Origin of the sequence: Flavobacterium sp. UBA6135, assembly GCF_002428305.1 — a bacterium.
In the GTDB taxonomy this organism is placed as follows: Bacteria; Bacteroidota; Bacteroidia; order Flavobacteriales; family Flavobacteriaceae; genus Flavobacterium.
The window spans coordinates 112,293-131,742 of sequence record NZ_DIVJ01000023.1 but is presented as its reverse complement, the minus strand read 5'-3'; the positions used below and the strand labels follow the sequence as shown (position 1 = coordinate 131,742).

Genomic DNA, 19,450 nt, shown 5'->3' with positions numbered 1-19,450 from the left:
GTTTATCGTTTAGGATAATCAAATATATAAAATAAAAAGGACTTAATCTAGTCATTATTAATACTCTCACTCACAATAAACCCACTTGTCCACGCATTTTGAAAATTAAATCCACCAGTTATCGCATCGATATTTACAATTTCACCGGCAAAATATACTTTTGGAAGTAATTTACTTTCCATAGTTTTAAAATTAATTTCTTTTAAATCGATTCCTCCGGCGGTGACAAATTCTTCTTTAAAAGTGCTTTTTCCGTTTACTTGAAATTTTCCATTCGTTAATTGCAAAGCCAAATTTTGAAGTTGTTTTTTAGATAAATCCGCCCATTTTGTTTCTGGAGAAATCTCTGAAGCAACAACCAAACTTTCCCATAAGCGATTCGGGAAATCAAAATGTGATTTTTTGACGACTACTTTTTTGGCATGTTCCAATTTTAAATCTTTCAACTGGTTTTCGGTTGCTTCTAAAGTGGCATCGTTGAGCCAATTGACTTCTAAAACAAATTGGTAATTTTTATCAAATAATTCTCGTGCCCCCCATGCAGAAAGTCGCAAAATACCGGGTCCGCTCATTCCCCAATGCGTAATCAAAAGTGGGCCCGAAGCTTCAAGTTTAGAGTTTTGGACTTTCACCGTTGCAAAAGCAGAAACACCCATTAAATCTTTAATTCGTTTGTCTTTGATGTTGAAAGTAAATAGGGAAGGGACAGGTGGAACAATGGTATGGCCTAATTTCTCCAACATTTCCCAAATTTTCGGGTTGCTTCCGGTTGTCATTACTAAATTTTCACAACGAAAAGTTTGCTGATTGGTTTCCACTTTCCAATGATCTTCTGAACGAAAAATAGACTGCACACTTTGTCCGGTTAGGATTTCAATTTTGTGTTTTTTAGTGGCATTCAAAAAACAGTCAATAATTGTTTGCGAAGAATCGGAAACGGGAAACATGCGTCCATCTTCTTCGATTTTTAATTCGACGCCGTGTTTTTCAAACCACTCAATTGTATCCCCGGAACAAAATTGATGAAACGGACCACGCAATTCTTTTTCGCCACGCGGATAAAATTTTACTAAATCATTCGGAACAAAACACGCATGCGTCACGTTGCATCTTCCGCCACCCGAAACACGCACTTTTGTGAGCACATCTTTTCCGCGTTCGAGAATAGCTATTTTATAATTAGGATTTTTTTCGGCAAGGTTAATAGCAGTAAAAAAACCGGCTGCTCCACCACCCACAATCAGGACATCATACATTAGTGTAATCTTTCGGGGAAATTACAAAAAATTCCATCCACACCCAATTCGGTTACAAATTTAATGTCGGATGGTTCGTTCACGGTGTACGTAAAAATTTTAAATCCTTCGTTATGAATTTGATGCACGTTTTCTTTGGTCAAGGTTTTCCACCACGGATTGATGGCAACGGCTTTTAATTTTTTCCCAATGGAAATCGCAGCTATCGGATTTTCTTCAGTAAGAATGGCGATGGAAATTTTATCGTCCAATTTTCTGAAGGTTTCCAATTCCTCCCACAAAAAACTAGAGATAACGAAATCATCTTTTTTCCATCCTTTTTGATAGCATTTTTTCAATAATTCAAAAGTCGGTTGGACTGTGTTTTTTCCTTTCAATTCAATGTTAAGCTGTACTTTCCTGTCAATCGTTTCAATTACTTCTTCTAACGTTGGAATGTGATGATTTCCTTTCACAATCACTTTTTGTAATTCTTCAAAAGTAAAATCTTCTATTCTCCCGGGAGTATTGGTTAAACTGTCTAAAATTTCATCATGAAAAACAACCAACTCGCCACTTTTAATCAAAAAAACATCAATTTCAATCATATCCACATGCAACTCCAATGCTTTTTTAATGGAAGCAATTGTGTTTTCGGTTTCGTGTCCCAATGCACCTCTATGACCAATGTTAAGTGGTTTTTTCATTTTAGAACAATTGATGAATGTCAAAGCTAAGATAAGTAACAAATAACAATTTGGTTTCATGGGAAAGGATTTTTACAAAGATGGAAAATCAATTTTAAAGAAAGCATTTTTGATTATGAAGGGAATATTAATTTTTTGAACACAGATTTAGGAAATTCAAGAAATTTTAAAAATTAAAAACTGATTATTTCAATTTCTCCAATTATAACAATCGGTGTTCTTTTTTAATTTAAATTCAGATGTTGTAAAATTAAAACCTAAAAATTAAACTTCATCCCAAACGCAATCCGACCTCCATCTGTAGCATGAAAATAAGATAACTTTGCAGCCACAACATTACTACTATTCAACCACAAACCGAAACCGGAAGATTGATGCCACTTATCTGAGTTTTCAGCAGGAAACCAAACTCTTCCGTAATCAAAACCAATAAAAGCTCCATAATTTATAGGTGCAAACGGATTTTTTATTTGACCAATAAAATACCGCAAATCAGAACTTTGAAAAAAGGCCGATTTACCTGAAAAACGATTGTCTCTAAATCCGCGTAAATCTTCATCACCACCCAAAGAAGCGGCTTGATAAAATTCAAAATCATCACTAAAAATAGATTTTCCTTTTAATGTGGTTTCAAAAATCCATTCTTTGTTGGGGGTTAATTTGTAAACCAAATTTAAGGCTGCTTCAACCGTTGGAACATGTCGGGAAAAATCAGAAATATTCATAATCCATTTCCCATTGGCATTAAATCCCATTCCTAAAGACGGAACGAAAGCATTGTCATAATTTTTAAACTGATAGGTCAATCCGGCTCCTGCAAAAGATTGAAAGTTAAAAACTCTTGAATTTATAGGAGTTTCAGATATAAAACGGTCTGCAGTATTTTCTACTTGATACGCTTCAAAATGAGCTTTCGCGGTAAGAGTGGTTGCTTTGCTTTTTGTCCAAACCAAACCGGGATTGACTTTATACGAAGCAATTCGAACACGATTATAGTCAAAATCATTGTTGTTATCATTACTTGTTTCGTTTCCAAAGCCAAAGAAATTCATAACAAAATTAGAACTTGTTGCTGAAGCATCTATCACAAAATCATAGTCGCCAAAAGCTTTTTTAACCAATCCACTATATGCTAAATCATAACCTTGTGTGGCAAAATAGTAATTGGTTTGCAAGCGGTGTTTTTGGGAATAGGGGTTGCCCAAAAACCCTTTTTGTGTAAAGTCAAATCCCAAACCTGTTCTAATGCCATCATCCGGATTGAAACCAAGTAAAGGCACCACCGAAAAAGTGTTGAATTTTGGACGTTTGTAGTTATAGGTGTTTGTTTCGTAATTGTTTGAAAGTAAAACAGTTGTTTTGCCATCTGCTAAAATTGTAGAAGCATTAGAAGTAAAATCGTGAATTTTGACTTTCTTGCCGTCTTCAACCAAATAAGAATCCTGACTTAATCCGCCTATCAATCTTATTTTTATGGCTTTAGATTCGTTTCCTTCCATGCTAAATTCATCTTTGCCTTCTAAACCAAAAAGCCAAATTTCTTTGGTTTGATTTTTATAAAACGTGCGTTCAAAAATAATATTGGCAGGTATTTTTTTTCCGTTATACACCACAACAGTGGTTCTTCCGCCCGATAATCGGTTGATGACAAATACATCATTTTCCATCGTTCCCACAACCAACACTTTTTTATCTAAAATCTTCTGATAGTGTTGAGCGGTTTGCGGCAATTTTTTTATTCGGTTTCGCAAGTTGAGCTTTAATTTGGTAGTGGTTTCATCCTGCAATTCATAGGGCAATTTCAAAAAGGCTTTGTTGATGATGTTATTGGTCAAGTTTTCTTGTATAAATTTGGCCTGTTCCACCCATAATTTCTCATCTACAGACGAAAGCAAAGCCAAATCTAACGCATAGGCTTGTTCGTTAAATTTTTTTGGATTGGAATGATTGTAGGAATACGAATGCATCTGTCCCATAGCCGGAATAGTTTTTAATAATCGTATAAACGCTCCGTCATATTTGGCAAAAGCCTGATCACGATTGATTGGAATTGGGCGGTATATCACGTTGTTGTTTTCTTGATAAACACCCCAACGCCAGTTTTTAGCTTGTCTGTCCCAATCGCCAATAAGCATGTCTAAAAGTCGGGCTCTGATATAATTTTCCTTATCCAGCTTGTGATTTTTGTTGGTTCGAATCAAATGCAACATTTCGTCGGTATCAATAATTGAAGTTGGTTTGCCAAAGTTCGGGTTACTTTTTTGGGTGGCATTTGTTTTGGGTGAAACATAATACAATGCTCCTCCAAAATCCGTATTGTATTTTCCAAGGAGGTTTTGATTCGGAATATAATACAAACCGGGTTGCGAAGCACTTACTTGAATAGCTTTAGACAAGGTTGGAATTACCAAGGGTGTAAACGGATGAATAGTGGTGAAATAATCTCTCAAAAAATCTTCGGATAAGGCATTTGTTGCTTGATTTTTTGAAGTGTCATTTTTATAGGCGATGGATTTAAAAAAGGAATTGGCATCTTTTTCAAGTGGTGTCATGACAAATTCTTTACCGTTTTTATCAACAAGCAAAAGAGAATTTGTGGCATGTTCTGTGTCCAACCCTAGAGGTTTTAATCCGCCAAACAACGTGTCTAGTGTAGCGGTTTGAATAGCAATGTTTTGTTTGTAATACTTTTTATAATGTTTTCCCCAAAGAAATTGATAGACATCACTTTTTCTGCTGACCGATTTTCCAAAAACAGATCGCTTGATTTCACTGTCAAATTGTTTAGGATAATTGCGATGTTGTTCCTCCGATTCGGGTTCGCTGATTTTTTGTTTGAAAAGCAACACTTCTTTTCGATTGGAAGTGGTGTAATAAGAAACTGTTGAAGCTCCGTTAGCATAAATGTCAACAACAGCATAACCATTTCCGCCGTAACTAAAATCTTTTGGATTAACCGCTCTCGCTTCGGTAAAATGAGCACCGGAACCGCTAATTATTTGCTGAATACCATCTTTATTGATGTATTGTAAATTTTGCTCGTGTCCCGAAACTACTATTACATTTTGATATTTTTGAACAATCGATTTCATTCGGTCATTCATTTCTTTGTAGTTTATGTTTTGTAAATCTTGCGGATTGGTACCACTGGCTTTTCTAAAAAGGTTGTAAAAACTTCCAACAACAGGCAACGGAATGTTTTTTTCTAGTGGAAAAATTTGTTGCTGTAAAGAATAATGACCACCATAAATGCCGTTACTCATTAACGGATGGTGTGTGGCTAAAAGAATGGTTTTTTGTGGATTTTGTTGTAAAAAATCATCCAATTCTTCAAAAAATTGCTCTCTGGTTTTGATGGGGCAACCGCTGTTGATTTCGGTGTGTTTGTCCCAATCTTCCATAAACCATTGGGAGTTGATGGCCACTAATTCAACGTCATTACTTAATGATATAAAAGCAATACCACATGCGTTTTTTGGGATAAGTTGACTGGTTTTTTTCTTGTAATTATTTATAAAATTTTCTTGAGCAGTTAAATTCACCACGCCATTTCCCCAATCTTTTTCACCGGGAATGAAGTACACATTTCCTTTAAATTTTTCGGTTAAATCGAGTTGTTTGGTGATTTTTTCTTCAGCTAACCTACGATTTTCACCAAAACCATCTAGCGGAAAAATGTTATCTCCTAAAAAAAGAAGACTACTCTTTGTTGAAGCGGCTTCCAACCTTTTTTTAAAATTAGTAAGCATCGGACTGGCTCCATCGTTTAATGTATTTGCTGCATTCCCGGTCAGAAAAACGGAATATACAATGGAAGTGGTGTCAAGTGATTGGTTATTAAAAAAAGAGGTTGCTTGGCTTCCCATTTGGGTTTTGTAACTGGTGCAACTTGTAATCAAACCAACGAAAAGTAAAAATAGAATGAACTGCCTAACCGTTCTTGAAGTCATTTTATTTTGTATTACTTTCATGAAGTGAAATCTTTTTTTGAGGTTTTCAAATATAGGAATAATGCCGTTTGATTCATGTACAAATAAACAAGCGTTTATAAACTTTATATGTTCATAAACGCTTGAAAGGTTTAAAAAAGTATTTATTCTAAAATGATGATATATTTTTCTTCTTTAAAGTTGTTGATTATATAGGTATTCCTGACCAAGATAGTTGAAGTACAAACTTCATTAGAATTTGAAAATGTTTTTAAAATAATAGTATCATTTTTTATTTCGATATTTCCATTACTACCGCTACATGCATTTACTTCTGTTATATAACTCGCATAAATGATATCATTGAGATAGTTGATTTCAAGTTTATTTAGTTTTTTTTTCTTTAAAATTGAATCATATTTTTCACCATCACTTTCTGCCAAATAGCTTGATTTAAAAGTCAATAACCGTTTATTGGTTGGATTCATTTTTTTTTGATTACAACTAAATAAAAGAAACATTGTTAGTAAAAATAATTTTTTTTTCATGTAATTTTCTCTGCAATATATCTATTCAACATCACTTTATTCGAATCTCATCTAAAAGAATCTGTTTCCCAAATTTTCCAATTTGAATAACCTTCATTTTCTAAGCAAGGAATAATAGAAGGATTTTGTCCTGATTCATACATTTTAATAATTTCTTTTTTAAATGCATTTAAGTAAATCCTTAAATCATCACTTTTATAAAAATCCATTGCTTTAAAAAAACTTAAACTAGGAAAAATTTCTTTTTCGTTTTCAAATACAAAATGGAACTTGGGGTTATAATTTCTATTATCTATCCATTTTGACAAAACCTTTTCTCTTTCTTTTAAAATTAAACTGTTTTTTAGTTCTAAATGAATGTCATTTACACACATTTCATAAAAAAGCTTAATTTTTGTAACATCTTCAATCTCTGTTTTATTATATTCAATGTTATACTTTTCACTCATGAATTTCATGTCATTTTTATAAATCTCAAAAGTCATGATGACCCTTTCGTTTTCAACTATATTATTAATGTTTTCATTTGTCTTTTTATCTATATCGGAACCACCGCATCCCAATAGAAAGAAAAAATATAAATACATCATTAAATTTTTCATAATTATTTTTTTAATTCCTGATTCTATTTAAATTTTTATTAACTGAAAAATTTTATGCAAACGTTTCCGATTTTGCGGGATATAAACTTGACTAAAATAATAAAATTTGTGGAAACATTGATTCTATTTGCTTTCCAATAAAAATTAAAATAAATTTGTAATATGTTAACTTTTAAGATAACTTTGCGTGATGCAAAGAAAAATTATCTTTCATAAACACCATTTTATTGACTTTTACCAACAGCAAGATGAAAAGGTAAAAGTTAAAATACAATATGTACTTGAATTAGTTAAGCAAGTGGAAAGAGTTCCAGAAAAATTCTTAAAACATTTAACCGGAACAGATGGTCTTTATGAAATTAGAATAGAATATCAGTCTAACATTTACAGGATATTTTGTTGTTTTGATGAAGGTAAGTTGGTAATTTTATTCAACGGTTTTCAGAAAAAAGATCAAAAGACACCAAAAGGAGAAATTGAAAAGGCATTGAAATTAATGAACGAATATTTTCAACAGAAAAAAGAATAAAAATGAAAAAGTACGAAAACATAAAATCTTTCGATGAACTAATTGAAGCAGAACACGGAAAAATTGGAACTGAAACCAGAAACCAATATGAAGAAAATTCACAGATGTTTATCATTAGTGAAATGCTTAAAGAAGCAAGAAAAGATGCAAATCTTACTCAAGAACAATTAGCAGAAAAAACTGGAACAAAAAAAAGTTATATTTCAAGATTGGAAAATGGTAGAGGCAATATTCAACTTTCTACTTTAATCCGAATTTTTGAAGTCGGTCTCAATAGAAGAATTGGATTAACATTTTTATAAAAGTAAAGCCTATCATTTTTTTGATAGGCTTTATTATTTATAATTTAATCAACTCTTATTTCTTCTCCAACAAAACAATTCCCATCTGACTATCAATTATCACTTTTCCATCTTTTACATTAGTTGAAATACCGGAAAAAGCATCGTGAACTTCTGTGCCATCTTCAAAAATGGTTGAGACATTGATTTCTTTTTTACCAAACGGTAATTCCAAACCAATCACCACTTTATCGGTAAATTCACCTTTGGTAAAAGTTCTGCTAAATGTATAAAAAGGTGCTTTCGAAATTTCTTCATGAACTCCCGCTCCAACCGCAGGATGGTTTTTTCTAAACTGACCTATTTTTTGAAAATGCGTCAATACGTTTTTAGTGTTTGCATTGGTTTTGATGTCTTCCCAGTTCATAAACGAACGTAAGGTTGCATCGCCTTCGGTTCCTTCAATTTCTAATGAACGAGCGGTTTCATCACCATAATACACTTGCGAAATTCCGGGTGTTAATAATAATTTAGTTCCTGCATCAAAGGCTTTTTCTCTTTTTTTATCAAACGGCCAACCGTCGTCGTGAGAACTTACATAATTAGTGATGCTTACTCCTTTTAAATCAGATTGTAAGGCGTTTGAATAGTTTGAAAAAATTTCTTCATACCTTTTATTGGCATCACCTTTAAAATCAAAATTGATGAGGTTGTCAAATCCGTGAGCAAAATAATCTACTTTTTTGTCGCCAAAATCATAGTTGCGTTTGCCGTTTAATCCATAACCATAGACTTCACCAAGTAGGTAAAAATCATTATCATCTAAAACCTTATCAGGATTGTTTTTTTTGTATTGTGCAAAAGCGTCTTTACACACTTTTTCAAAATCAGCCCAAACATCTTCGGTGGTATGTTTCACGGTATCTACCCGATAACCATCAATTCCATAATCGGTGATGTAATCGGACAACCATTTCATAATGTAGTATTTCGGTGCTCTTGGATAACCTGTTCTTTTGAAAAATTCATCTAACTCGGCTACTTCTTGATCGTAACGGCCTTCTTTTTTCCATTTTTCTATCAAAGCCGGTGGCAATTCGACATCTTCATTGCTTTCAGTTTTAATGTCCGGAAGGTTTTCTACCAACGTACAATCAATGTAATTTTTATAGGTATCATACGAACATTTTGGACCGGTTCGCACCCAACTTTCCGGCCAAACGGGATCTAATTCAGTAACTGGTCCAGTATGATTAATTACTGCATCCAATACAATTCTGATTCCTTTGGCGTGAGCTTTTTCAACTAATTCTTTCAAGTCATCTTTTGATCCAAAACTTGGGTCGATCGCTGTCCAATCTTTGGTCCAATAACCGTGGAAACCATACGAATTTCCGGTTCCTTCATCCACTGATCCGTGAATTTGTTCTACGACAGGTGTCATCCAAATGGCATTAATTCCCAAATCGGTAAAATAACCTTCTTCAATTTTTTGCGTAACTCCTTTGATATCGCCACCCATAAAATTACGGAGAACGCCGGTTTCTTTATCTCTTCGAATGATTGAGTCATTTTCAGGATTTCCGTTGTTAAATCGGTCTATAAGTAGGAAGTACAAATTGGCACCTTCCCAAACAAAAGGTGTTTCTACTTGAACGGTTTCTTTTTTTGGTGAACATCCTACAATCATACAACATAAGATTAATGTGGAAAAGAATTGTTTCATTTTAATTTAATTTTTATAGTTGTTTTGTTACTGTTATGGGTATAATTAAACAATAAGATATCATACTCTTTATTGTAAATAAATTTTATTTTTTTATCATTTATTTTTACAGATTTTGGTTTGCTGTTAATATGATAAATTAAATAGGAACCAGATTTAGAACTTGATTTTGATGAATTACTTTCCATCGAAATCAAAAGTACTTCTTTGGAAATTTCTGTTTCGCAAGTAAGCAATTCTGGATTATTTTCAGATGAATTATTTCCTTCATCAAAATAGAATTGACGTTCGCTTGATGTTACTTTTTCATCAAAATAAAGTTGAAAATTTAAGTTGGAATTGTCATAATTTTGAGTGGTTTGAACTGTTTTTGTCCATGGAATCAAAACACCGTTTCGTACAAATGTTGGAATGTGAGACGTAACAACATTTATTTTTTCTGTTGAACCGCCACTATATTTTTTTGTGGAATTAGTTTCCGTCCAATTACTATTTTTAGGAAAATATACTTCTTTTGATTGCTGATTTGCTTCCATAATCGGATAAACCAGATAATCTTTTCCCCACAAATAACCGTCTGATTTAGTCAATAGTGTTTCATTTTCCGGTTCTTCAAAAAACAGCGGACGCATCAATGGAATACCGGTTTGCGAATTTTCAAAAGCCAAACTATAATTGTATGGAAGCATTGAATAACGTAATTCAATCGCTTGTTTCGCTAAATTTTTCGCCCAATCACTTCTAAAAATCGGCTCCGAAGCCACATCCGATTGTGCGTGCGGACGAAATATCGGATTGAAAACACCATATTGAAGCCAACGAACATATAATTCGTCATCTAAATTCGCTCCTGCAAATCCGCCTAAATCAGAATGCATATAGGCCAAACCTTGCATTCCCATTTGTAATGAAATCTCCACTTGACCTGATAATCCTCCCCAAGTTCGATTCACATCGCCACTCCACGGAATCATGCCATATCGTTGCGAACCCGAATAGCCGGAACGCATCAAAATAAAAGGTCTTTGCGTTGGAAAATCGTTGCGATAACCTTCAAAAACCAATTTTGCCCAATTGTGTCCGTAAATATTATGCACTTCATCTGCAGTTCCTCCAAAGGTTTGTGCAGCGGCCGGAAAAACTTCGGGTTCACCTAAATCTCCCCAAACACCACTCACACCTTTGTTGGCTAGTTCTTGGTAAATGTTCCAAAACCATTTTTTACCGGATGGTTTAAAAATGTCAATGATACCGGTGTTTCCAAAATAAAAATCATACGTAAAAGGATTTCCTTTCGTGTCGGTAGCTAAGATTTTTTTATCCACAGCTTCTTGCCATTTTTTGGAAGTTGTTAAAATAAAAGGTTCTGTAATCGGAATGGTTTTGATACCCATTTTATTGAAGTCTGCCACCATTTTTTCAAACGTAGGGAAACTGTCGCGATATATTTCTAAATTCCCCATTGTACCTTGCAATTCTTTTCCAAACCAATACAAATCTAAAATAATTGCATCTACCGGAATATTTTCATCTTGAAATTTCTTGATAGTTCTTCTGGCTTCCGCTTCAGAATGATAGCCAAAACGTGAGGAGAAATTACCCAAAGCCCAACGAGGAGGTAACGGTTGTCTTCCGGTTAATTCGGTGTAATTATAAATTAAATCTTCCCACGAATCGCCCGCAATCACTTGATAGGTTTTTCTGCCGGAAATGGTTTCGTATTCTAAAACATTTTCTTTTTTACTATCCAAATCCAAATAACCTATGGGAGCATTGTCAAAATGAACCATATATTTTTGCGAAGAAATGACTATTGGAATGGTAAAATTCATCAATTCTGAACGAGTTTCATAACCATAATCGGCTCTGTTGTAAAGTGCTAGACGGTTGCCGCGACGGTTCATCCCTAAAACTCTTGCTCCACCACCATATAGTTTTTCGGTTGAATTGATATTGAATTGAATTACTTCAGTGGAATCATAAACGATATTTCCTTTCACTTTTTCAAGGGGTTCGTGTTTGCGTTTGAAGTAACCTAATTTTTCAGAAAGTAGTAATTCACCTTTTTTGTAATACGAAATTTTAAAAGGTGATTTTACAATTTGAACTTCTAAATCATTGGTTTTAATTTCTAAATAGTCCGTTGATTGTTTAAATTCAAAACCATTACTATTTGGTTTTAAAACAACAGCGTGCGAATTTGGATTGAATTTTTCTCCGTTTGGAACGAAAGAAGTTTCAATGATTTTATCAGTATAAGATTGAATGAAATACGTGCCATCGGAAGTTTTTACTTCCAAAACGTTTTCATTTAATTGATGCGAAATGTATTTCCGATTTGCATTTTGAGCAAATCCAATAGTTGAAAGAAATAATAGTAAAAAGAGTTTTTTCATTCTTTAATTCATTTTTGTCGTAAAAAGATAGGCTCCTTTTTTGTTTAAAGTCAATTCTTTATCCCAAATAATTTCTTCTCCGGTTACAATGTTCTTCATTTTTTTACCTTCAAAACCTAATTCTTTATAGGTGGAAAGATCAACTTTTGTGGATTCGTTTTTATTTAAAATTAAAATAACAATTTCATCATTCAACATTCTAAATAAGGTATAAACGCCATTATTCGGAGCAAAATGAATGGTTTTACCGTCGTGTATGGCTTTGCTGTCTTTTCGGTAATTTAAAATTTTAGTCAAATAGCTTTGCATATCTTTTTGTTCAGCAGAAAGTCCTTCGCCTATAAAAGCATTTACTTTATCACCTTTCCATCCACCGGGAAAATCAGTTCTAATTAAGCCGTGATCACCTGGTTTGGCAGTGTTTTGCATTAGGATTTCTGTTCCATAATACAACTGTGGAATTCTTGGTAAAACCAAATAGGTTGCCAAAGCCATTTTAGTATTTTCAACATTTTCCTCCATTTGTGTAAAAATGCGATCCATATCGTGATTATCCGGAAAAATCATAATGTCTTTTGGCGAAGCATAATGAAAATCGTTGGCTAAACCATCGTAAATTTTCGCCAAACCTTTGTCCCAACTTTCTGTTTCTTTGATGGCTTGCGGAATGAGGGTTTGCATGGCAAAATCCATCGTCGAACGCAAGTTCGATTCATAACCGTCTTTATTATTTGCACCTTTTTGCCAATAACCAATCAGCAACGGATTCGAACTCCATTCTTCGCCAACAATATTAAAATTGGGATATTCATTCATGATTTCGCCAGCCCAATTTGACATAAAAACTTTGTCAGGGTAAGGATAAGTGTCTTGACGAATTCCTCCTAAATGCAAGGTTTCAATCCACCAAATGCTGTTTTGAATGATGTATTTTGCTAAAAAAGGATTGCGTTGATTCAAATCGGGCATGGTTGGAACAAACCAACCATCGGCCATTTCTTTTTTGTCTTTTTCGGAAGCATACAAATCTTGATTGCTTGTTCTTCGGTGATTGGAAGTGACGTATTTTTTTTCTTTTTCAAATAATTCCTGATAATTAACCCAATCGCCAAATGGTAAATCTTTCATCCACCAATGTTCGCTACCGCAATGATTCGCAACTTGATCCATAATGAGTTTCATACCATTTTGATGCAATTTTTTGGATAGATTTTTGTAATCCGCTAAGGTTCCGAATCGAGGATCTACTTGATAAAAATCGGTCATTGCATAGCCGTGGTACGAACCACTTTTCATATCATTCGTCAAAACCGGAGTTGGCCAAATAGCAGTAAATCCTAAATTTTTAATATAATCAATATGATTTGTAATTCCTTGAATATCACCACCGTGACGTTTGTAATCGTGGGTTCTGTCTAATGTAGTTTCTTGCATAGTTTTCACAACATCATTCGCTTCATTTCCGTTGGCAAAACGGTCTGGCGTGATGAGGTAAATGGCATCAGAACTATTGAAACCGATAAAATCTACTGAAGGTTTAGATTTCGGTTTTAATTCGTACGATTGTGTGATTTTTTTTCCTTTTTCCGATTCAAAAATGATATTGAATTTTCCGGGTTTAGTGGATTTATCAATTTTTAAATCGATAAATAAGTAGTTCAGACTTTTAGCTTTGTGAACTTTGATAATTGAAACACCATCGTAGGAAATTTTTGGAGTGGCATTTCCGATGTTTGGATGATGCACGAGCAATTGCAGATTTTCATTTTTGAATCCTGTCCACCAGTTTGTGGGTTCAATTCGATTGACTTGAGCGGATAAAAATGAAAATGCGAGACAAAACAGTAGTAATGAAATTTTTTTCATAATTGATTGTTTTATCTCGCAAAGTCGCAGAGACGCTAAGTAAATCTTTGCGACTTAGCGTCTTTGCGAGAATTTATTAAACGGTAACCAAACTATTCGGTTCCACCAAGATTTCTTTTCCTTTTACAAAAACAGTAATTGGTTTATTTCCTTCCAGAGAAAACTTCGTTTCATTAGATTGAACAGAAACTTTTAAAATTTGATTTCTGAAATTAATTTTAAACGAATAGCCTTTCCATTGTGTTGGAATTTTTGGTTCAAAATGTAAGGTTTCATTTTTCACTCGCATTCCACCAAAACCTTCTACAATACTCATCCAAGTTCCGGCCATCGACGTGATGTGTAAACCTTCGTGTACTTCTTTGTTATAATCATCTAAATCCAAACGGGAAGTTCGAAGATAGAAAGTATAAGCTTGTTCCATTCTATCCAAAACAGCCGCTTGAATCGAGTGAACGCAAGGCGAAAGTGAACTTTCGTGAACGGTAAATGGTTCATAAAAATCGAAATGTTTCTCTAATTGTTCTTTACTGAAATGATCTTCAAAGAAATAAAACCCTTGTAACGTATCAGCTTGTTTGATGTAAGGCGAACGTAAAATTCGATCCCATGACCATTTTTGATTAATCGGTCGCTGACTTTTATCTAAATCAGAAACTTTTACTAATTCTTTATCTAAGAAACCATCTTGCTGCAAATAAACGTCGTGTTCTTCCGAAAAAGGAAAATACATATTATCGGCAACTTCTTTCCAATGGTTAATTTCAGCTACAGAAAGTTTTACTTTATTTAAAATTCTAGTATAATCTGAAGAATATTCTTTTTCAATTTTTTGAATTTGTTCTACCGTATAATCAATACACCACTTGGCAATATAATTGGTGTAAAAATTATTGTTTACGTTATTTTCATATTCATTTGGACCTGTTACACCTAAAATTACATACTGATTTCGATAGGTAGAGTAGGTGGCTCTTTGGTGCCAAAAACGAGCAATTCCGATTAAAACTTCCAAACCTTTTTCAGGAATATAGCTGTAATCTCCTGTGAATCGGTAATAATTAAATATAGCAAAAGCAATGGCTCCGTTACGGTGAATTTCTTCAAACGTAATTTCCCATTCATTGTGACATTCTTCACCGTTCATCGTCACCATCGGATACAAAGCCGCACCGTTTTTAAAACCTAACTTTTCGGCATTTTCAATTGCTTTGTCCAATTGATTGTAACGATACGTCAATAGATTTCTAGCAACTTGTTGATCTTTGGTGGCCATATAGAAAGGAATACAATACGCTTCTGTATCCCAATAGGTTGATCCGCCGTATTTTTCTCCGGTAAATCCTTTCGGACCAATATTTAAACGAGAATCTTTTCCTAAATACGTTTGGTTTAATTGAAAAATATTGAAACGAATTCCTTGTTGAGCTTTCACATCACCATCTATGGTTATATCACTCATTTCCCAAATTTTTGCCCAAGCCTTGATTTGGTCTTCTAATAATTGGTTGTAACCGATGGAAATTGCTTCAGATACAACTTTTTTAGCCGCTTCTTCCGTATTTTCATGGTTCATTGAAACGGTGTAACCACCTATTTTTTGAATGGTAGCCGATTGATTTTGGGCAACTGAAACTTCATACGAAAATTCAATTTTATCATGTGGTGCGACAACATTCGATGGAGAAACATTTACATTTTTTCCACCCACCAAAATCGTATTGTGCATGAATGTAGTTGCGGTAAAATGCGTTTTGAAAGTTCTTGCTGTTACAAAAGCTTCGTTTCCATTATTTTTTACATGTAATGGTTCCCAAAATTTTTCTTCCCAGTTGGCATCTTCGTTGTGAACACCAGCATCAATATACGGTTTGAAAACAATTTTCGCATCCTGATTTAAAGCGGTAATTTGATAATTAATTACACCCACTTCATCTAAATCCAATGAAAGAAAACGACGCACTTGTACTTCAATTTCAGTTCCGTTTTGAAGGGTTGCTGTAAAAGAACGATGATACCAACCCTCTTTCATATTCAACTCTCTACGGAAAATTTTCACTGCTGCACAATTGGCTAAATCCAAATTTTCACCGTTAATTTCGATGTTAATACCAATCCAATTTGGAGCATTAAGCACTTTGGCAAAATATTCGGGATAACCGTTTTTCCACCAACCCACTTTTGTTTTATCTGGATAATAAATTCCGGCAATATAACTTCCTTGGAAGGTTTTTCCGGAATAATATTCTTCAAAATTTGCACGTTGTCCCATCGCACCGTTTCCAATGCTGAACAAACTTTCGGAAGACTTAACCAGGTCTTGTTCAAATCCTTCTTCAATAATCGACCAGTTATCTGGTATGATATAATCTTGGTTCATTAATTTTAGTTTAAAAGTTTCAAGTTTAACGTTTCAAGTTTTTAAAATTCGAAATCATTAAAATTTTACTATTTATTTATTAGGTTTTGTATAAAATTCAAATCGATGTGTGTGAAATCAGGAAATACGAATTGAGCTTCATGTAAAATACTTTCTTCGCCGATTCCAACACTCGTCATCCCGGCACTATTTGCAGCTTGAACTCCAGCTACAGAATCTTCAAAAACGATACATTTTTCGTTTGAAAAATTTACTTTTTTGGCTCCTTGAATAAAAACTTCCGGGTCTGGTTTTGCATTAGACACATCGTTTCCATCCACAATGGCGTCAAAATAATCGATAATTTTTGCTTTTTCTAAAATTGGTTTTGCGTTTTTACTGGCAGAACCCAATACGATTTTTTGGTTATTTTCTTTAAGATAAATGAGAACCGGTAAAACTCCCGGTAAGATTTCACTTTCGTCCATATCCACCAAATAGGAAAGATAGTCTTCGTTTTTTTGAACGAGCCATTTGTTTTTGTCTTCTTGCGAAGCTTCTAGATTTCCTAAGGCTAAAATAAGGTCCAGTGATCGAACACGGCTTACACCTTTGAGTTCTTCGTTGTGTTCGGGCGTAAATTCAATACCTAACTGGTTCGCAATTTTTTGCCAAGCTAAAAAGTGATATTTAGCCGTGTCAACGATTACGCCATCGAGGTCGAATATGAAACATCTTTGATTCATTAGTTTTGTACTACATCATCAACATCTTTTACTTTGTAAACTAAGGCTGCAGCAATTAAAAAACTGACACCACTAGTTACCAAAGCAAAAATGGCATGATCATTATATAAATATTTAACAAGTAATCCTCCAATGAGGGCATTAATAATTTGTGGAATTACGATAAAGAAATTAAAAATTCCCATGTAAACTCCCATTTTCTTGGGTTGAATAGATCCGGCAAGAATGGCATAAGGCATTGATAAAATACTCGCCCAAGCAATTCCTATACAAATCATAGAAAAAATCAGAGCATCTTTATTTGGCATAAAATAGATAGAAATTAATCCGATTCCTCCAATAATTAGAGAAGTTGCGTGTGTTTTTTTTCGTCCAATTTGTTTGGCAATGTAAGGAAGTGTGAACGCAAAAATCATCGAAACGAAATTGTAAACGCCAAAAAGAACACCAACCCAATTTCCAGCGTCATCAAATAATGGATTTTTCACATCATCTGATGCCAAACCATAAATGTGTTGAGCAATGGCAGGAGTTGTAAACACCCACATTCCGAAAAGACCAAACCAAGAAAAGAATTGAACCATACTTAATTGACGCATAGTGGTTGGCATTTTAGCAAAATCTTCAAAAATGTCTAACAACCGTGAAGGTTTTTCATCACCAATGGCATCTTTATGAGCTTTTTCGTCTGTAAAATTTTCTAATTCTTGTGGCGAATATTCATGCGTAGTAATTACAGTAACTAAAATGGTAATTATTAAAATAGCTGCACCAATAATAAAAGACCAAATTAAATCATTGGGAATTCCGCTTTCGGTTTCACCTGTAACACCAACCCATCTTAAAAAAGAAGGTAGAATTGAACCAACAACAGCTCCCATTCCAATTAAAGCAGTTTGCACACTAAAACCCAATGTTCTTTGATCCGTTCGAAGATTGTCTCCAACCAAAGCACGAAAAGGTTCCATAGCAATGTTAAATGAAACATCCATAATCATAAGCATTCCGGCACCAACCCAAAGAGCAGGTAAAAAGGCAATGAAAATTTCAGATTGCGGCATTAAAATTAACCCGACAGAGGCAAGAACAGCACCAAGTAAGAAAAAAGGTTTTCTTCTTCCAAAGCGACCCCAAGTATTATCACTGTAGTGACCAATAATGGGTTGAACAATTAATCCTGTGAGTGGAGCAATAATCCAAAACCACGAAAGTTCATGAACATCGGCACCAAACTTTTGAAGAATTCTACTGGCATTTGCATTTTGGAGGGCAAAACCCATTTGTATCCCCAAGAAACCGAAACTCATGTTCCAAATTTCCCAGAAACTTAACTTACGCTTTTCCATTATCGTAATTTATTGGTTAATAAAACGATAAGCGTTTAAGGCTTATCAAAACTTGTGGGTTCGAAGTAAAATACAAGTTTTGATTAATACTGATTACAAATATATATTTTTTTCTATTCGAAAAATTTATTAGGCTTAAATATTTTAATAGAAAATTTATTTTGTGGATTCTCTTTCCACCAGATGTGTTTCAATAACTTCAGTTTTGAAGTGTTCGTCATCCCATTCATCACTCTCTAATCTTTCGATTAACATTTTAGCTGCTTTTTCTCCCATTTTAATTCCGTTTTGACTAACAGTAGTGATGCTTGGTGAAGCATATTTGGAGATAATGCCATCGGTAAATCCAATGACCGAGATTTCCTCTGGAACTTTAATATTGTGTTTTGAAGCTGCTTTAATTGCAGTTACTGCAAATAGTTCATTAACCGCAAAAACAGCATCAATTTTATTGTTTTTAATTAAATCCTCAATTAGATTTTCACAGTTGTCAATGTCTTCAATTTTTAATATTAGTTCGTTATTTACTTTTAAATCGTTAGTTTTTAATGCTTTAATGTAGCCGTCAGTTCTCAGTTTCCCAACGCTAACGTAATCAACAGTTGTGATTAATGCTATTTTCTTCATTCCTTTTTCAATCAAGGTTTGAACAGCGTTGAAAGCAGCTAGATTATCATCAATAATTACCTTGTCGCATAAAATATCGTTTGAAACCCTGTCAAACATTACAACCGGCATTCCTTGATTTATAATTTCTGTGATGTGATGAAAATCTCTTTTTTGTTGCGTTTCTTTTGACAAAGACATGATGAATCCGTCAATACTTCCATTTGCCAACATTTCCATATTGATAACCTCTTTATCAAAAGATTCGTCAGACAAACAGACAATAACGTTGTATCCGTTTTCATTAGCAAGATGTTCAATGCCACTGATAACTGTTGCAAAAAAATGATGTACAATCTCCGGAATAATAACACCAATTGTTTTGGTTTTTTTATTCTTTAAACTTAAAGCAATGTTGTTTGGTTTGTAGTTATAAAGTTTAGCAAAAGCTTGTACCTTTAAGCGAGTATCTTCACTGATTTCTGTACTGTCTTTTAATGATTTTGAAACGGTTGAAATTGATACATCAAGTTCTTTTGCAATCTGTTTTAGGGTAACTTTTCTTTTCATTTTA

At 33.9% G+C, this 19,450-nt stretch carries 14 protein-coding genes; 2 read left to right on the top strand and 12 right to left on the bottom strand.

Going from position 1 to position 19,450, the window contains the following annotated elements; genetic code table 11:
• Window positions 1-47: 47 nt before the first annotated feature.
• The 5 genes from B3L86_RS06430 to B3L86_RS06410 form a co-directional block, all read right to left on the bottom strand.
• Window positions 48-1,256 (bottom strand): NAD(P)/FAD-dependent oxidoreductase, encoded by a 1,209-nt coding sequence (locus B3L86_RS06430; protein ID WP_414655124.1) that lies wholly within the window; start codon window positions 1,254-1,256, stop codon window positions 48-50.
• Entirely contained in the window at window positions 1,256-1,942 is a 687-nt protein-coding gene (locus B3L86_RS06425) for a glycerophosphodiester phosphodiesterase (protein WP_291116545.1), read from the bottom strand. The genes B3L86_RS06430 and B3L86_RS06425 overlap by 1 nt, the downstream gene beginning before the upstream one ends.
• 257 nt (window positions 1,943-2,199) lie before the next feature.
• A complete protein-coding gene (locus tag B3L86_RS06420; protein ID WP_291116543.1) occupies window positions 2,200-5,913 on the bottom strand; it encodes a BamA/TamA family outer membrane protein in 3,714 nt (1,237 codons plus the stop codon).
• Between the two features lie 122 nt (window positions 5,914-6,035).
• On the bottom strand, window positions 6,036-6,359 hold the full coding sequence (locus B3L86_RS06415; protein ID WP_291116540.1) for a hypothetical protein: 324 nt from the start codon (window positions 6,357-6,359) through the stop codon (window positions 6,036-6,038).
• Between the two features lie 107 nt (window positions 6,360-6,466).
• Window positions 6,467-7,021: a hypothetical protein gene (locus B3L86_RS06410; protein ID WP_291116536.1), complete on the bottom strand. Its 555-nt coding sequence runs from the start codon at window positions 7,019-7,021 to the stop codon at window positions 6,467-6,469.
• Between the two features lie 190 nt (window positions 7,022-7,211).
• Between B3L86_RS06410 and B3L86_RS06405 the strand changes: the two genes are divergently transcribed.
• Both B3L86_RS06405 and B3L86_RS06400 read left to right on the top strand, forming a co-directional pair.
• Entirely contained in the window at window positions 7,212-7,550 is a 339-nt protein-coding gene (locus tag B3L86_RS06405; protein ID WP_291116533.1) for a type II toxin-antitoxin system RelE/ParE family toxin, read from the top strand.
• Between the two features lie 2 nt (window positions 7,551-7,552).
• Entirely contained in the window at window positions 7,553-7,852 is a 300-nt protein-coding gene (locus tag B3L86_RS06400) for a helix-turn-helix domain-containing protein (protein WP_291116531.1), read from the top strand.
• Window positions 7,853-7,907: 55 nt separating this feature from the next.
• Here the strand turns inward: B3L86_RS06400 and B3L86_RS06395 are convergent, their stop codons facing one another.
• The 7 genes from B3L86_RS06395 to B3L86_RS06365 form a co-directional block, all read right to left on the bottom strand.
• Window positions 7,908-9,557: an alpha-amylase family glycosyl hydrolase gene (locus B3L86_RS06395; RefSeq protein WP_291116528.1), complete on the bottom strand. Its 1,650-nt coding sequence runs from the start codon at window positions 9,555-9,557 to the stop codon at window positions 7,908-7,910.
• Window positions 9,554-11,953 carry a TIM-barrel domain-containing protein gene (locus tag B3L86_RS06390; RefSeq protein ID WP_291116525.1) on the bottom strand — a complete coding sequence of 800 codons (2,400 nt, stop codon included), beginning with the start codon at window positions 11,951-11,953 and terminating at the stop codon, window positions 9,554-9,556. The genes B3L86_RS06395 and B3L86_RS06390 overlap by 4 nt, the downstream gene beginning before the upstream one ends.
• Before the next feature lie 3 nt (window positions 11,954-11,956).
• Window positions 11,957-13,819 (bottom strand): glycoside hydrolase family 13 protein, encoded by a 1,863-nt coding sequence (locus B3L86_RS06385; protein ID WP_291116522.1) that lies wholly within the window; start codon window positions 13,817-13,819, stop codon window positions 11,957-11,959.
• 76 nt (window positions 13,820-13,895) lie between these two features.
• Entirely contained in the window at window positions 13,896-16,199 is a 2,304-nt protein-coding gene (locus B3L86_RS06380) for a glycoside hydrolase family 65 protein (RefSeq protein WP_291116519.1), read from the bottom strand.
• Window positions 16,200-16,267: 68 nt separating this feature from the next.
• The gene (gene pgmB, locus B3L86_RS06375; protein ID WP_291116516.1) at window positions 16,268-16,924 is read right to left on the bottom strand and encodes a beta-phosphoglucomutase; all 657 of its coding nucleotides are present in this window, start codon (window positions 16,922-16,924) and stop codon (window positions 16,268-16,270) included.
• Entirely contained in the window at window positions 16,924-18,270 is a 1,347-nt protein-coding gene (locus B3L86_RS06370) for an MFS transporter (RefSeq protein WP_291116513.1), read from the bottom strand. The genes pgmB and B3L86_RS06370 overlap by 1 nt, the downstream gene beginning before the upstream one ends.
• Before the next feature lie 156 nt (window positions 18,271-18,426).
• A complete protein-coding gene (locus tag B3L86_RS06365) occupies window positions 18,427-19,446 on the bottom strand; it encodes a LacI family DNA-binding transcriptional regulator (protein WP_291116510.1) in 1,020 nt (339 codons plus the stop codon).
• Window positions 19,447-19,450: the final 4 nt, after the last annotated feature.

Coding starts and splice junctions, on each gene's coding strand:
- pgmB (WP_291116516.1), bottom strand. CDS start 16,924: ATGAATCAAAGATGTTTCATATTCGACCTCGATGGCGTAATCGTTGAC.
- B3L86_RS06390 (WP_291116525.1), bottom strand. CDS start 11,953: ATGAAAAAACTCTTTTTACTATTATTTCTTTCAACTATTGGATTTGCT.
- B3L86_RS06415 (WP_291116540.1), bottom strand. CDS start 6,359: ATGAATCCAACCAATAAACGGTTATTGACTTTTAAATCAAGCTATTTG.
- B3L86_RS06420 (WP_291116543.1), bottom strand. CDS start 5,913: ATGAAAGTAATACAAAATAAAATGACTTCAAGAACGGTTAGGCAGTTC.
- B3L86_RS06410 (WP_291116536.1), bottom strand. CDS start 7,021: ATGAAAAATTTAATGATGTATTTATATTTTTTCTTTCTATTGGGATGC.
- B3L86_RS06405 (WP_291116533.1), top strand. CDS start 7,212: ATGCAAAGAAAAATTATCTTTCATAAACACCATTTTATTGACTTTTAC.
- B3L86_RS06400 (WP_291116531.1), top strand. CDS start 7,553: ATGAAAAAGTACGAAAACATAAAATCTTTCGATGAACTAATTGAAGCA.
- B3L86_RS06395 (WP_291116528.1), bottom strand. CDS start 9,557: ATGAAACAATTCTTTTCCACATTAATCTTATGTTGTATGATTGTAGGA.
- B3L86_RS06425 (WP_291116545.1), bottom strand. CDS start 1,942: ATGAAAAAACCACTTAACATTGGTCATAGAGGTGCATTGGGACACGAA.
- B3L86_RS06365 (WP_291116510.1), bottom strand. CDS start 19,446: ATGAAAAGAAAAGTTACCCTAAAACAGATTGCAAAAGAACTTGATGTA.
- B3L86_RS06380 (WP_291116519.1), bottom strand. CDS start 16,199: ATGAACCAAGATTATATCATACCAGATAACTGGTCGATTATTGAAGAA.
- B3L86_RS06370 (WP_291116513.1), bottom strand. CDS start 18,270: ATGGAAAAGCGTAAGTTAAGTTTCTGGGAAATTTGGAACATGAGTTTC.
- B3L86_RS06430 (WP_414655124.1), bottom strand. CDS start 1,256: ATGTATGATGTCCTGATTGTGGGTGGTGGAGCAGCCGGTTTTTTTACT.
- B3L86_RS06385 (WP_291116522.1), bottom strand. CDS start 13,819: ATGAAAAAAATTTCATTACTACTGTTTTGTCTCGCATTTTCATTTTTA.